The organism is Fulvivirga sedimenti (assembly GCF_020328055.1).
Window position 1 is genome coordinate 228,283 of record NZ_JAIXNE010000006.1, and the last position, 13,987, is coordinate 242,269.

A 13,987-nucleotide genomic window follows, 5' to 3' on the forward strand; every position below is an offset into this window, starting at 1 on the left:
AGATCAAGAAATCACGGGCGTTTATTGCGAAGCCGGCTGAGTGTTTCGGGCGTCATTCCCAGGTAGGATGCCAGATGCTTTAAGGGAATATGCTGGAAAATTTGCGGACTGTTTTTTTCCAGACGCTCGAGCTTTTCCTCCGCTGTATAACTGCGAACTTCCAGCTGGCGTTTTGCCATTCGAATGAGCATTTCACTTGTAAAAATCCTTCCCCAGCGCTCGGCACTATGTGAATCATCATAAAGTTTCATCATATCGCTGTATGATATTCGCAACATAGAACATTGAGTAAGTGCCTGAATTCCGAACCACGATACCGAACGGTCCAGGAATGAATCAAATACACCGGAAAAATCACCATGGTAGGTGAAGCCTACGCTAACATCATTGCCTTCATGAATTGTATACCCGCGAAGGACACCCTGATGAACGTAATAAAAATAATCTTCCACCTGCCCAATCCGGGTAATGTGTTCGCCTTTACTGATACTGCAGGGCTTCCAGTCACGGATGAAGCGACCCCTGTCGACAGACGGAATGGGGAAAAATGAATCGGCCTGCTCAAGCAGTCCGTCAAAAATATCATTGCCAGGCACAGTTCAGACTTTTATGAAAGATAAATAATTATTTGGCAAATTTAGGCCATGATGAATTCCGAAGTACTGTGTGAAATTCTGAATTGGCTGGCGGGGATTTTTCTTTTCACGCTTTTCGCAGGTCTCTACAGGCCATGGTGGGTCCTTTGGTGGATGAGCATTCAGAACCGGCTGAAGGTATTCATTTTATATGGTGGTGGCTGCATAATTGTCCTGCTCACCAGACTTTTTCTATGTTAGGCTTTTTTACAGACAGCAACCATCTTTCTGTCGTGCTGATCTGTGTAGCAAAATAAATAAAGATCGCCACCATCACGAAGTTTTGACCTTCTGCGAATCTGAGCTACTTCTTCAGGAAAATTCCGAATGGTAATATTTGCCTTTTCTGAACCTATCCGGGAGGAGAGCTTTTTTGGTTGATAAGGAAGTATATCCAATACCCTGAACACACGTCCCTGAAAATCAGGATAAAATTCCCCGGAAAAATAAAGATGCGTATTGGGAGCAACTTTCTTCAGATTAAAATGACCTGACAGAATTTTGAATGCTCCTGCCTTTCTAAGTGCCGCACTAGATTCATAGAGGTACAAGCCGGAATCAGTATATTCTGAATATGCATTCTCTTCTTCACTCCGCCGAAATTCAAACTGTTGGCATCCCCCATTTAAGTTCAGATCTGTTGCCGTATAAAGCGGATTATCCTCGGGCTGCGGTTGCGTTAAAAACAGTAATTCCTTCACCTCGCCATCAAGGGCAACAATCCAAATTTTCGCCACTCTGTTCAGGAGTTCCCTACGCGCCTGTTCTATATCAAGCATGGGGGAAAGTTTTAGAAGACAATGCCCGTTTTGCTCACTTATCTGTGCACAGATTTTACGTGCATCGGGGGAGCAGTCTTCAAGCCGAAATACACGGCGTTTATCAGAATCCCTGCGAGAAGGGTCGAGGAAAAAAGTCATTTCCTTTGTAACCGTGAACTGCTCAAGGAATCTTTCTGCCGGGAGGTTCAAAACCTCAATCTCCTGATTGAGACATCTGAAATTGTGTTCAGCGATTGCGCAAAGCTCAGGCTGCTCTTCAACATAAATACTGCTCCTGAAATTTTGGGAAATGTAAAAGGAATCGATCCCGCTACCTCCTGTTAGATCAACAAACCTGTCTCCGCGAATGAGGGTTGACTTGAAGCGTGCGGTTTGCTCCGAAGATGCCTGTTCGAGATTTTCCGCGGGAGGGAAAACAATACAGTCGTGCGATGCCCATTCGGGCAGTTTAGTACGGGCCTTTTGCCTGGAACGGATTTGGGATGCAAGAATTGAGATTGGAATACCTGCGATTTCCTGAAATCTTAGCGACAGACTGAATGGGTCTTCGTTTTCATTCGCGCGCATGAATTCCTGGGCTTCCTGTGATGCGAGGGCGTCAAGCCATTCGCCCGCGTGCATTAATACACCAGGTTATTTGCCGTAAGGAATTCTGCAATCTGTACGGCATTGGTGGCTGCTCCTTTTCGAAGGTTATCAGCCACAATCCACATATTGAGCGTGTTTGGGTGGAACTCATCTTTTCTAAGACGGCCAACAAAAACCTCGTCTTTGCCGTGTGCATTTAGCGGCATCGGATAAATATTTTGCGACACGTCGTCTTCAACCACTACACCCGGCATATTCTGAAGAAGCTCACGAACCTCGGCCAGGTCGAAATCCTCGTGGAACTCAGCATTCACCGATTCTGAATGACCCCCCATAACCGGCAAACGTACCGCTGTTGCAGTGATTGCGATGTCAGGTGTACCGAGAATTTTCCGTGTCTCATTAATCATCTTCATTTCTTCCTTGGTGTAACCGTTTTCCATGAAGACATCAATGTGAGGAAGAGCATTCATATCGATCGGATGGGGATAGACCTTTTCTCCGGGTGTATTCTTGCGTTCATTCATTAGCTGGTCCACCGCTGCTTTACCAGTGCCTGTGACCGACTGATATGTTGAAACAACGATTCGTTTCAGTTTATATCGGTGATGCAAAGGAGCCAATGCCAGAACCATCTGAATGGTGGAGCAATTTGGATTCGCGATGATACGGTCATCTATGCGAAGTTCCTCCCCGTTAATTTCAGGAACGATCAGCTTGTGATCAGGACTCATGCGCCAGGCGGATGAATTATCAACCACAATGGTTCCTGCCTCGGCAAATTTTGGTGCCCACTCAAGTGACGTGCCGCCACCCGCCGAAAATATAGCAATATCCGGGGCCTGCGAAACAGCATCAGCCATTCCAATCACCGTATATTCCCTGTTTCTGAATGTGATGGTCTTGCCCACAGAGCGCTCAGAAGCGACAGGCAGCAACTCATCCAGGGGAAAATTTCTTTCTTCCAATACTTTCAGGACTTCCTGACCAACCAGTCCGGTAGCCCCCACAACGGCTAATTTCATATTCGGGCATTATTTGTCCGTTCAAAAGTACAAATTCCTGAAATTAATAGTGATATAGAGTTGAAAAAGCTCATAATGATCATTTGTAAGTCAGTGGTTTTTGCCCCATGCCTGATGGCACAGGAGGCCCGGATCGTTGAGATCATGAGTGACCCGGAGCCATCGCGGGGTCTGCCGGCTGCGGAATATGTTGAATTGTTGATTTCAGAAGATGGGATCTCTACGGAGAACTGGACGCTGCAAGATGCATCAGGAAGGATTGGAAGAGTTGGAAGGCGTTCTGTAAACGCGGGGGATTTGATCGTGTTGTGCAGTGAGACAAACAGTGAAAAATTCCCTGATGCTGTGGCGGTGGAACCCTGGCCGGTTTTGAATAATACGAGCGACAGGATCATATTACGGGATGGGTCAGGAGACATCATTGACAGTGTAACATATTTTCAATCGTGGCATCAGGGTTCGGATCGCGATGGAGGGGTTTCATTTGAAATGATCAATCCGCGTTATTTATGCATTCCTGAAAATAATTGGAGGAGCAGTGTGAATGAGGCGGGCGGCACTCCTGGCGTAACAAATAGTATCTATAAAGAACCTGTTTCGGATGGTCCATTCATCACGAATGTTTATGCTGAATCTGATATATACATATGGTTTGATAAATCAATTGTTTTCAGCTCACTGAACGCGGAAAGCATCAGGATACTGCCGGAAATTAGGTTGAGGGCAATTCTGATGGAACAGGGGCATTACGTTTTCAGGACGGATCAAAGGTTATTTTCCGATGTAAATTATGGGCTGGAGCTCGTGGATATTAAGGGTTGCGATGGAAGTATATCAAAAACGCTGTCAACGCAGTTCATGGTTTCCGACTTACCGGGAGAGGAGGATCTTTGCATCAACGAAATATTATTTAATGCTGCACCGGGGAATAGTGATTATATCGAACTGGCAAATATTTCAGCTCATCAATTGACGCTGAGAGGGGTAACAATTGAACGCTTTACTCAAACTGCAAAGCCGATACAGACCGTAATCGATTCTTTGGTTTCGATCCCTTCGAATGATTACCTGGTGATTACCAAAAACCGAAATGCGCTTCTCAACAGGTACCGCAGCGCTCCTGAGAATAAGATCCTGGAGATTAAAAATCTGCTGAACCTTCCTGACAGGAAGGGTAATCTGGTACTCAAAGGTGCTTCGGGATCAGTGATGGATGAAATTAATTATGATGAAGGATTTCATCATCAGGCGCTGGAAAATACGGAAGATGTTTCACTTGAAAGAATAAGCATGTTCTTGCCGGCGATTACCGGAAATAACTGGACATCCGCATCTCAGGCGGATGGTTTCGGAACTCCCGGCAGGCCAAATTCACAGCTGGAACATGCTGATGATATGATGATCTCAGTTAATGCAGATATCGGTTTATCCGGAAATGCTCAGATTGTTTATCATGATTTGCCCGTGGGGACGACGCTCAGCGCCAAGGTATTTGATATGAGGGGCCGGATAACGGGAGATATTGTAAGCGAATTTCTGACAGGAAGATCTGGCATGATTGAGTTCAACTTTGAGGCGGTCGGTATAAAAAAGGGCGGGATGTATTTTGTGTGGATTGAAATTCTCACCCAGGGTGGAAAGTCACACCGGTTTATCCGACGGTTAATTACGCGATAAATTTTCCGAATACACACAACAATTAGGCGGGGATGCTGAAAATTCATTATATTTCATTAACCACTATCCTTATTACAAATGAACTGTATTGTAGATAACTCTATTTCCTATTTGCTCAGGCAAGGGAAAAAGGCTAAGGCCATTCGTGAATATATTCGGGAACAATACCATATAACAATGGATTTGGAATCGATCAGGCAGCGGATTAAAAATCTGAAGAATTCACCCTCTTCACGGATTAGCGCCTAGAATCCGGAAATTGGCATTCCTGTAATTGTTCTTCTGTTGCATTCTCCTTGCATGGAAACGCAACAAGAAGCCATTTCAATCGTTTGAAATTAATATACGCGGGGAACAAGTATTAATTTATTTGGGTTATTCTTTTTTACTTTCCGCCACATAAATTATTTTTAGGCGCATTTAACGGGAGGATGTCCTCCACTAATATTTTAAATATGGCTCAAGAAGAAAAAACAAGGTATTCAGACGAGGAGTTGAAAGAATTTGAAGAGTTAATTCTTGAAAAATTGGACAAGGCCAGGGCTGAATTCAAAATATTGAAGGGTACACTGAATAAGAGTAACGATGAAGGCACAGATACTACATCCGGCAATACTAAAGTATTGGAGGATGGTGCTGATACAGCCGAAAAGGAAAATTTAAGCCAGCTCGCTGCACGCCAGCAGAAGTTCATCAATAACCTGGAAAATGCATTGATACGAATTAAGAACGGAACCTATGGTATCTGTTCAGTTACGGGTAAACTGATCTCAAAGGAACGACTAAGAGCGGTACCTCATACAACTCAATCAATAGAAGCGAAACTTAGTCAGCAAAACTAGTTGGACTTTCTTCAAAACCATATCGAGGCGTTGATCTTCTGTTCTCCGTCGCCGATACGTGTATCTGATATACAAACCTGTCTTACGGAGATGTTTGAGGCAGATGTTCCGGAGAAAGACATTACTTCAGCGATAGAGCGAATAATTGCGAAGTATTCGGATGATGAATTTTCTTTTGAGTTAAACAAGGCCGGAGGTGGGTATCAGTTTCTTACCAAACCTGCGTATCAGGCCAGTATCGGAATACTTCTCAAGCAGCAGTCGAAACGCAGACTATCAAATTCTGCGTTGGAAACCCTTTCGATCATAGCCTATAAGCAACCAGTTACCAAAAGTGAGGTGGAGAATATCCGTGGTGTAAACTGCGATTATGCTGTTCAGAAACTGCTGGAGAAGGGTCTGGTTGAAATTAAGGGCAAATCAGAAGGTATTGGGCGGCCATTACTGTATGGAACCAGTCCGTCCTTTATGGAATACTTCGGAATCAATGATCTGTCGGAATTACCTACACCGAAAGACTTTGCCGCTCCGGACGAGAATGTCATAGGCGAAGAACGCGAAAACTAATACGGTGACCGGAAAGAAAAAACCAAAAGGAGAGTCTGCCCCAAGAGTTGAGGCAGAGATACGCCTGAACAGATTTATAGCCAATGCAGGGGTTTGCTCGCGGCGTGAGGCCGACAAGTTGATCGAGTCGGGTGAAATTACCGTGAACGGAAAAGTAACAACCGCACTTGGCACAAAAGTATCACGCGGTGATGATGTTCGTTATAAGGGCAAACGCCTCAGCCCTGAAAAGATGGTTTATATTCTGCTTAATAAGCCTAAAAACTTTATTACGACAACAGACGATCCGGAAAACCGCCGTACGGTAATGGATCTGGTGAAGAATGCCGCGGATGAGCGAATATATCCTGTAGGTCGGCTGGACCGTCATACAACCGGTTTGTTGTTGTTTACCAATGATGGTGAACTGGCGAAGAAGTTGTCACATCCCTCCGGACAGGTAAAAAAGATATATCGGGTAGAAGTTAACAAGCCTCTCAGCAAGGCTGAAATTCAGCAGATTGAACAGGGCCTGGAACTCGAAGATGGGATTGCGACGGTGGATCAGCTTGCCGTACTCAATAATGAAAGAACGGCATTTGGAATTGAAATTCATATTGGAAGGAACCGGATCATACGCCGTATTTTTGAGCACCTTGGCTTTGAAGTAACAAAACTGGACCGTGTGGTCTATGCGGGTCTTGATAAGTACAACCTACCCAGGGGGAAATGGCGGCCACTCACCGAAAAGGAGGTTTCAAAGCTTAAAAGAATGTAATTATCTGGAATCTGTCTAAATAAATCAGAAATTTAGTATGCTTGCATACTATTTTTTGATAATCATCTATTTTAGAGTTCAGATAATGATTTGGAGGAATAAAAAAACCTCCGCTTGAAGGGGAGGTTTTTTGAAGTGGTGCTGAGTGGGCTCGAACCACCGACTCACGGATTTTCAGTCCGATGCTCTACCAACTGAGCTACAGCACCAACCTAAGAGGATGCAAAACTATATAATTTTACATCTGGTGCAAAACAAATATTAAAAATATTCAAAGCTGAACAACTATGGCATATATACAACAAATCGCATTTGTCCTGGTATTGGCCGTTGCGATATACCTGCTTTCGGGCCGGATTAAGCAAATCCGGAAAGCAATTCTGTTGGGTCGTGATGCAGATGTAAGCGGAGACTCTTCACAACGCTGGAGAACCATGATGCTGGTTGCATTTGGTCAGCAAAAGATGTTTAAGCGTATAATTCCAGCCTTCTTTCACTTTTTGATTTACATCGGCTTTGTTGTCATCAACCTTGAAGTACTTGAATTTGTATTGGATGGAATTTTCGGCACACATCGCCTGTTTGCTCCTTTTCTGGGGGGTTTCTACAATGTACTCATGAATATTTTTGAGTTCCTTGCGATGGGTGTTTTACTCTCATGCATAGTTTTTCTATGGCGTCGGAATGTGATGAAAATTAAGAGATTCCACTCCAGGGAAATGACGAGCTGGCCACGGCTGGATGCCAATCTTATTCTTGTGATCGAGATTATCCTCATGCTCGCCATTTTCACCATGAATGCCACAGATCAGATTCTTCAGGGGGTGGATCCTGAACACTATGCTCAAACCGGTCCCCTGTTCTTTTCAGGTATGCTCATACCCATTTTCGAAGGTATGTCAACATCTTCGCTGGTTTTTGTCGAGCGTTTTGCCTGGTGGTTTCATATCGTAGGTATCCTGGCATTTGCAATTTATGTTACCTATTCAAAGCATCTCCACATTTTTCTTGCCTTCCCAAATACGTACTACAGTCAGCTTACTCCAAAGGGCGAAATGAAAAATATGGATACAGTGACCAATGAAGTTAAAATGATGCTGGGTCTTCCGGTCGCTGAGGGTGCCGCCAATACCAACCCTGACGAGATTGGAAGGTTTGGGGCAAAGGATGTTACCGATCTGACCTGGAGAAGTATTATGGGTTCGTTTGCCTGTACGGAGTGCGGTCGTTGTACTTCTGAGTGCCCTGCCAATCAGACAGGCAAGTTGTTATCGCCGCGAAAGATTATGATGGATACGCGTGACCGTGCCACTGAAATTGTAAAGAATCAGGGTAGTGCTGGCGCAGATGACGGCAAATCACTATTGGGCGATTATATCAGCAAAGAAGAGATAAATGCCTGTACAACCTGTAATGCATGCGTTGAGGCGTGTCCGGTGAATATCAATCCCCTGGAGATCATTCTGGATCTCCGCCGGTATGTGGCCATGGAAGAATCAGGTTCGCCTGCTTCGTGGAATGCGATGTTCCAGAATGTTGAAACAAATTTTGCTCCATGGAAATTTCCGACTACTGATCGATTCAAGTGGGCGGATGATATTACTTTGAAAGACTGAAATTATGAGTGAAGAACAATCTAATAAGCTATCAGTGCCTACTATGGCAGAAATGACCGCCAAAGGTGAGTCTCCTGAGATACTTTTCTGGGTAGGGTGCGCAGGTTCTTTTGACGATAGGTACAAAAATGTTACCCAGGCTTTTGTAAAAATTCTGTCGAAGGTTGGTATCAGCTACGCGGTACTGGGCCCCGAGGAAACCTGTACGGGTGATCCGGCCAGAAGGGCTGGGAATGAATTCCTTTTTCAAATGCAGGCCATGTCGAATATACAGGTTTTGGATGGCTACAATGTCAGGAAGATCGTAACTGCGTGTCCGCATTGTTTCAACACCATCAAGAACGAGTACCCTGCTTTGGGCGGAAACTATGAGGTAATTCACCATAGTACATTCCTTCAGCAATTAATAGACGAAGGTAAAATACACTTGAAAGGAGGGGGTGAATTCCGCGGTAGAAAGATTACCTATCACGATTCCTGCTACCTCGGCCGTGCGAATAATATTTATGAAGCACCACGTAAAGTGCTCGAGGCACTTGATGCAGAACTGGTGGAAATGAAGCGATGCAGGACAAAGGGCTTTTGCTGCGGTGCCGGAGGAGCTCAAATGTTCAAGGATGCCGAAAAGGGCAATAAGGAAGTTAACATCGAACGAACAGAGGAAGCACTCGAGACGGGCGCCACTACTATCGCTGTTGCCTGTCCGTTCTGTATGACCATGATGAGCGATGGGGTTAAAAACAAGGAAAAGGAAGGGCAGGTTTCCGTTAAGGATCTTGCCGAACTGATCGCAGAATCTGAAGGATTATAAAAAAGGGAATGGCAGCCGCCATTCCCTCAAACCATCAACCAACCTCAATTAGTTTACCACGCGAATGGTTACACGTATCGTTTCATTCGTTGCCGGAATGATGTCCCCTGGCGACGTTATTTCACGTACCAGAACATTTGCATCAGGAGCTCCGGTATCTGCGGCCGGCTGACGAATTGCCTGATCTTCACCTGCTCCCGGGTACTGGTCTGTCTCCGTACCCGTATCATAGAGTTTTACGAGGGAAGTGAGATCGCCGGATGCCGGTGTGTTTCCGTTGAATAAGGACACCCCTTCTTCATCAAATGTATAGATCCAGTCATTCGATTGTACGAACATCGTTGCCCAGGACAAATAGTCACCCGGCCGGGCGGTGAAAGTAAACTGATAACTTCCCCCCGGACCAATCGGAGCACTACCAAACGCTCCTGATTCAGTTACCCCGGGTACAGAAGCAAGTACAGTGGTAAGAGCAGATGGATCACCGTCTTCGGCAATCGCTTCCAGTCCGTCTCCATAGTCGTTTTGCCCATCCTCGAAAAGCGGAAGAATACCTGCATCGTGTACAGCAAAAACCCCCGGAGAGAGCGGCACAATAAGTCCGTTATTATCCCCGACATAATCGGCAAAAACAGTGGTTATTCCGTCCTCGGCAATTTCTTCAATGCCGTTACCCCGCTCAGCTTCACCTTCGGCGAAGAGAATTTGATCTCCGATATGAATTGCGAAACCACCCGGTGAAAGCGGTGAGGGAACATTTGAAGAACCAGACAAGTTTTCCAAGGTTACGGTGAATACTGTCCCTGTATTGGATATTGTAACGCGCACCAGTTCATCTACCGGCGGATAGATATAATTCCCGGTTCCGGATTCGGTTGTTATTTCGACACTAATCTCGCTGCCGGTCCCGCCAAGCAGCGTTACCAGGCCATTTTCATCTGTTCCCGATCCTGCCGGGTCGCTGGATGGCCCGGGCTGATCCGGACTTCCTGGCATCCTGTTTACCTCTGTTCCGGCATCCCACAGATAAATCTCATCGGTGATGTCGCCATTCAGGGGATCTCCATTACTGTCAAAGAGTGGAATTCCGTTTTCACCCGGAGCAAGGAAAAGATCATTCGATGCAACAAGCATTGTTAGGAATGATAAACGTGGAACTGCACCGGGTACGTAGTTTGACCCGGCATTGAAGGTGAACGTGTACGTATCACCGCTTCCTGGCAGAACAGGACCCGGCGCTGCAGCTCCATCAGGAGTATTGAATATTCCCGACTGGTAAAAAGGTAATGCCGGGTTGATATTTTCAATGGTAACCTCGAAGGTTACGGGGTTCGATACCGGCGTTCCGTCGTCATCATCATCGTTGCACGATGCCAGTACGAACATGATGACAATTGCCATCAGTACAGGAGAGTTGATTATTTTTTTCATGATTTTCTTTGTTTATTTTTTCAAAGGAATTCATTAATTATCACGGAGTTCTCACGAAAAAATCAACTTCCCTTTATCAATGTCGCGCCGGCGACGTTTGTGTAAAACCACAGGGACAATCGGCACGTTATAACCTTATAAAGCATCTAAAATGAAAAACACATTACAATTTCTCTCCAGGCTTAAATCAAACAACAACCGGGAGTGGTTTGAAAAGAACAAGAAACAGTATGAGATTTCGAATGACGAAACCAAGGCATTGGCCGCCAGCCTGGAAAGTCTTATTCGGGAATTTGATGAGTTGGAGCCATCCGGAACAAAAATTTACAGGATCTATCGTGATGTACGCTTTTCTAATGATAAAACGCCGTATAAGATAACCCGAAGTATGTCCTTCACACGAGCGGGAGAAGAACGGCGGGGAGGATATTATGTACAGATTCAGCCGGGTCAATCCTTTTTGGCTACAGGTTTCTGGGGCCCGGAACCGGCGGATCTTCTCCACATCCGCAAGCAAATTTCACAGGATTCGGAGCAGCTGAGAAAGGTTTTGGATGGCAAGTCTTTCAAGTCTTACTTCGGAGAATTGTATGGTGATCAGCTTAAAACAGCTCCAAAAGGATTTGAAAAAGATGATCCGGCCATTGATCTTCTTCGTTACAAACAATTCATTCTAACTCATTCATTCACCGATGAGGAGGTGCTTGCCCCCAATTTTGCCAGCCTCGTTGCCGCCGGATATAAAAAAGCCATGCCATTTCTGAATTGTATGACGGAAATGCTCATTACAGATCTGAACGGTGTACCACTCATTCGCTGATAAGTTAGAGAATACCCCGACGGTAACGTAATCATTGATCTCACTGGTCACGGGGTGCCCGTATAACGGGGTGTTCATCAGAAAAGGAGAATCCTATGCATATGTGGAATGTGTGGGTAACCGAAAGGAAAAAGTTGTTCCCCGGTCCAGGCGGCTTTTTAAAACAATCGTAGAATTATGGATCTCCAGAATTTTCTTGACAATTGCGAGCCCGAGACCCGTGTTATTCTGATCGAGGCTTATTCGTTTATCGCCAATATGATACCTGTCGAAAATGTAAGGGATCTGATCTTCGGGAATGCCCTGTCCGGTATCTGATACCTTTATCACCACATTTTCATCTTCAGAATCTACTTCCACACGAATCACGCCTCCTTCCGGAGTAAACTTCAGCGCATTATCAATCAGGTTTTGGAGAACCCGTTCAATCATTCCGACATCTCCGAAAACGAGTGACTGCCGACCGGTAGTTTCTGGCTTCAACCGGATGTTTTTTTCCTGTGCCAGCAGACCAAATTTTCGGCAGATATCCTGGATGAGTTCTTCAATAAAGAAGGGTTCTTTATTGGGAGTCACCTGTTTTGCTTCCAGCTTCGACAATTCAAACAATTCATTTACGAGTTTGCGCAGCTTTTCCGTACTCGCCAGGATTATTTCCAGGTATTTTTCTCGTTCATTTTCTGAAAGAGATTTTTGCTTGATCATGAGGGTCTCCACATAACCATGAATAACGGCTAACGGAGTTCTCAGATCATGTGAAACATTCCCAACCAGTTCTCTCCGTAAGGTTTCCATTGACTTCAGGTTTTCGATATTTCCGACGATGCTGTCGGCCATATCATTGAATGCGATGGCAAGGTCCTGAACGGCTCCGGCTCCTTTTGTTTCGATTCGGGCACTCATTTCTCCTTCCTGAAACTTTTTAACCGTGTGGATTAGCCGGTCCAGCCGGCGGGTGATCAGGCGGATTACAAGAGCACCAAGAAGAATAGCTGCAAGCAGTGTAATTAGCATGGCACGACCTCCAAGCCTGAAGATATAGCTGCTTCGAACCATCGCAGCGGCAGATTCGAATTCTTCACTGGCGAGCACTACATATACATACCCCTGAATGTTATTATCATCCAGAATGGGTGCCGCAGAAAAAACCTTGGATTCCCCCGGGTTTCGGGGATCGTCACCGGTTATATATTTTTTTCCACCGGTCCTGATGAATTCATTCACGGGTGCAAGATTTACCTTTTCAAGTTTTACCCGTTTATAGGGCGCCACGTAGTTCAGGATATTCCCCCTGTCATCCAGTATGTATACTTCAATACTCGGGTTTATTGCCATCATGTGATGCATGATCTCATCCGTGGCGCTTTCAGATAATTCACCATCGATGAACGGCTTTACTTCTTTGATGATCTGTTCAGCAATCGGGGCATTCAGTACCTGGTTACGTTCCTGAAAATATTTTTCGGCAAGGTTTGCTGTGATCAGTACATATATGAGTCCTGCCACCAATGCGAGGCTCAGCATAACCAGAAATATCTTCCAGAAGAAAACCGGTGGATTAAGTATTTTTTTCATGATTACAATTCGTCGTTAAAGCGATATCCAACACCCCAGGAGGTAAGTATGTATTTAGGATTCGACAGATCGGGTTCAATTTTAGCGCGCAGCCGGTTGATATGGGAATTGACTGTATGCTCGTATCCTTCAAATTCATATCCCCATATGAGCCGCAGCAACCGATCCCTGGAATAGCTTGTCCCCGGATGTTCTGCCAGTAGAGACAACAGGTCAAACTCTTTTGGGGTTAGGTCTACACGCTGTCCATTCAGGCTTACCTTTCTTTTTTCCTGATCAATTTCAAGCATTTCGAACTGCAAAAGCCGAAGAGGCCGGTCGTCTGCTTTGTTGAGCTCCATCCGTCGGAAGATGGCTTTTACACGTGCCAGAAATTCCCTGATGCTGAATGGTTTGGTAAGATAATCATCGGCACCGGTTTCCAGTCCGATGATCTTATCCACCTCCTCAGACCGTGCTGTTAGCATGAGAATCGGTGTTTTAATTTCGCGGGCACGAAGATCACGACAAATTTCAATGCCGTCTTTTTCAGGCAGCATTACGTCAAGAACCAGAAGATCAAACGGCTGGTTAAGTGCCAGTTCATAACCTGTCCGCCCATTTGTTGCCATTTCCAGGGTACACCCCATATCACGTAAGTGCATTTCAAGTAAATCCTTGATGTGCATATCGTCTTCTATCAGTAATACATTTTTCATAAATCAAAGATCAGTTGGATCTATCACGGAATCATCACAATTTCAAAACATAATAAAACTAACACATGGGCAACAAAGGAAAAGTCAGACCGGCGACGTATCCTTGATTAACTCTGCCGGAACCAACTACTTTTTTATGGGGTTAATTGTATAAATTTGTGCT

14 protein-coding genes and 1 tRNA gene are annotated in these 13,987 nt (G+C 45.1%); 8 read left to right on the forward strand and 7 right to left on the reverse strand.

The window, feature by feature from the left end; genetic code table 11:
- Window positions 1-11: 11 nt before the first annotated feature.
- Window positions 12-596, reverse strand: coding sequence for a Crp/Fnr family transcriptional regulator (locus LDX50_RS27000; protein ID WP_225699407.1), 585 nt, complete (start codon window positions 594-596; stop codon window positions 12-14).
- Between the two features lie 48 nt (window positions 597-644).
- Between LDX50_RS27000 and LDX50_RS27005 the strand changes: the two genes are divergently transcribed.
- Window positions 645-836 carry a hypothetical protein gene (locus LDX50_RS27005; protein ID WP_225699408.1) on the forward strand — a complete coding sequence of 64 codons (192 nt, stop codon included), beginning with the start codon at window positions 645-647 and terminating at the stop codon, window positions 834-836.
- Here LDX50_RS27005 and LDX50_RS27010 read toward each other — a convergent pair.
- Together LDX50_RS27010 and LDX50_RS27015 are read right to left on the reverse strand one after the other, a co-directional pair.
- Window positions 833-2,038: a THUMP-like domain-containing protein gene (locus tag LDX50_RS27010; protein WP_225699409.1), complete on the reverse strand. Its 1,206-nt coding sequence runs from the start codon at window positions 2,036-2,038 to the stop codon at window positions 833-835. The genes LDX50_RS27005 and LDX50_RS27010 overlap by 4 nt on opposite strands.
- On the reverse strand, window positions 2,038-3,030 hold the full coding sequence (locus LDX50_RS27015; RefSeq protein WP_225699410.1) for an aspartate-semialdehyde dehydrogenase: 993 nt from the start codon (window positions 3,028-3,030) through the stop codon (window positions 2,038-2,040). The genes LDX50_RS27010 and LDX50_RS27015 overlap by 1 nt, the downstream gene beginning before the upstream one ends.
- Window positions 3,031-3,105: 75 nt before the next feature.
- Here LDX50_RS27015 and LDX50_RS27020 point away from each other — a divergent pair, with 75 nt between their 5' ends.
- The 4 genes from LDX50_RS27020 (at window position 3,106) to LDX50_RS27035 (ending at window position 6,873) form a co-directional block, all read left to right on the forward strand.
- Entirely contained in the window at window positions 3,106-4,707 is a 1,602-nt protein-coding gene (locus LDX50_RS27020) for a lamin tail domain-containing protein (protein WP_225699411.1), read from the forward strand.
- Window positions 4,708-5,162: 455 nt separating this feature from the next.
- Window positions 5,163-5,549 (forward strand): TraR/DksA family transcriptional regulator, encoded by a 387-nt coding sequence (locus tag LDX50_RS27025; protein ID WP_225699412.1) that lies wholly within the window; start codon window positions 5,163-5,165, stop codon window positions 5,547-5,549.
- Window positions 5,550-6,116 carry an SMC-Scp complex subunit ScpB gene (gene scpB / locus LDX50_RS27030; RefSeq protein WP_225699413.1) on the forward strand — a complete coding sequence of 189 codons (567 nt, stop codon included), beginning with the start codon at window positions 5,550-5,552 and terminating at the stop codon, window positions 6,114-6,116.
- A 4-nt stretch (window positions 6,117-6,120) separates the two neighbouring features.
- Entirely contained in the window at window positions 6,121-6,873 is a 753-nt protein-coding gene (locus LDX50_RS27035; RefSeq protein WP_225699414.1) for a pseudouridine synthase, read from the forward strand.
- Window positions 6,874-7,009: 136 nt separating this feature from the next.
- Here the strand turns inward: LDX50_RS27035 and LDX50_RS27040 are convergent.
- Window positions 7,010-7,082: transfer RNA gene (locus tag LDX50_RS27040), tRNA-Phe, on the reverse strand.
- 78 nt (window positions 7,083-7,160) lie between these two features.
- Between LDX50_RS27040 and LDX50_RS27045 the strand changes: the two genes are divergently transcribed.
- Window positions 7,161-8,489 carry a 4Fe-4S dicluster domain-containing protein gene (locus LDX50_RS27045; protein ID WP_225699415.1) on the forward strand — a complete coding sequence of 443 codons (1,329 nt, stop codon included), beginning with the start codon at window positions 7,161-7,163 and terminating at the stop codon, window positions 8,487-8,489.
- Between the two features lie 4 nt (window positions 8,490-8,493).
- Window positions 8,494-9,300 (forward strand): (Fe-S)-binding protein, encoded by an 807-nt coding sequence (locus LDX50_RS27050; RefSeq protein WP_225699416.1) that lies wholly within the window; start codon window positions 8,494-8,496, stop codon window positions 9,298-9,300.
- Window positions 9,301-9,348: 48 nt separating this feature from the next.
- Here the strand turns inward: LDX50_RS27050 and LDX50_RS27055 are convergent, their stop codons facing one another.
- On the reverse strand, window positions 9,349-10,731 hold the full coding sequence (locus LDX50_RS27055; protein ID WP_225699417.1) for a spondin domain-containing protein: 1,383 nt from the start codon (window positions 10,729-10,731) through the stop codon (window positions 9,349-9,351).
- Window positions 10,732-10,882: 151 nt separating this feature from the next.
- Here LDX50_RS27055 and LDX50_RS27060 point away from each other — a divergent pair, with 151 nt between their 5' ends.
- Entirely contained in the window at window positions 10,883-11,551 is a 669-nt protein-coding gene (locus LDX50_RS27060) for a DUF2461 domain-containing protein (RefSeq protein ID WP_225699418.1), read from the forward strand.
- Window positions 11,552-11,644: 93 nt separating this feature from the next.
- Here LDX50_RS27060 and LDX50_RS27065 read toward each other — a convergent pair whose 3' ends face one another.
- Together LDX50_RS27065 and LDX50_RS27070 are read right to left on the reverse strand one after the other, a co-directional pair.
- Window positions 11,645-13,126 carry a sensor histidine kinase gene (locus LDX50_RS27065; protein ID WP_225699419.1) on the reverse strand — a complete coding sequence of 494 codons (1,482 nt, stop codon included), beginning with the start codon at window positions 13,124-13,126 and terminating at the stop codon, window positions 11,645-11,647.
- A gap of 2 nt (window positions 13,127-13,128) precedes the next feature.
- Entirely contained in the window at window positions 13,129-13,824 is a 696-nt protein-coding gene (locus tag LDX50_RS27070) for a response regulator transcription factor (protein WP_225699420.1), read from the reverse strand.
- Window positions 13,825-13,987: the final 163 nt, after the last annotated feature.

Excerpts from the sequence above, each read along its gene's own strand:
- LDX50_RS27025 (WP_225699412.1), top strand. The coding sequence starts at position 5,163 with ATGGCTCAAGAAGAAAAAACAAGGTATTCAGACGAGGAGTTGAAAGAA.
- LDX50_RS27065 (WP_225699419.1), bottom strand. The coding sequence starts at position 13,126 with ATGAAAAAAATACTTAATCCACCGGTTTTCTTCTGGAAGATATTTCTG.
- LDX50_RS27005 (WP_225699408.1), top strand. The coding sequence starts at position 645 with ATGATGAATTCCGAAGTACTGTGTGAAATTCTGAATTGGCTGGCGGGG.
- LDX50_RS27060 (WP_225699418.1), top strand. The coding sequence starts at position 10,883 with ATGAAAAACACATTACAATTTCTCTCCAGGCTTAAATCAAACAACAAC.
- LDX50_RS27020 (WP_225699411.1), top strand. The coding sequence starts at position 3,106 with ATGATCATTTGTAAGTCAGTGGTTTTTGCCCCATGCCTGATGGCACAG.
- LDX50_RS27010 (WP_225699409.1), bottom strand. The coding sequence starts at position 2,038 with ATGCACGCGGGCGAATGGCTTGACGCCCTCGCATCACAGGAAGCCCAG.
- LDX50_RS27070 (WP_225699420.1), bottom strand. The coding sequence starts at position 13,824 with ATGAAAAATGTATTACTGATAGAAGACGATATGCACATCAAGGATTTA.
- LDX50_RS27055 (WP_225699417.1), bottom strand. The coding sequence starts at position 10,731 with ATGAAAAAAATAATCAACTCTCCTGTACTGATGGCAATTGTCATCATG.
- LDX50_RS27015 (WP_225699410.1), bottom strand. The coding sequence starts at position 3,030 with ATGAAATTAGCCGTTGTGGGGGCTACCGGACTGGTTGGTCAGGAAGTC.
- LDX50_RS27045 (WP_225699415.1), top strand. The coding sequence starts at position 7,161 with ATGGCATATATACAACAAATCGCATTTGTCCTGGTATTGGCCGTTGCG.
- LDX50_RS27050 (WP_225699416.1), top strand. The coding sequence starts at position 8,494 with ATGAGTGAAGAACAATCTAATAAGCTATCAGTGCCTACTATGGCAGAA.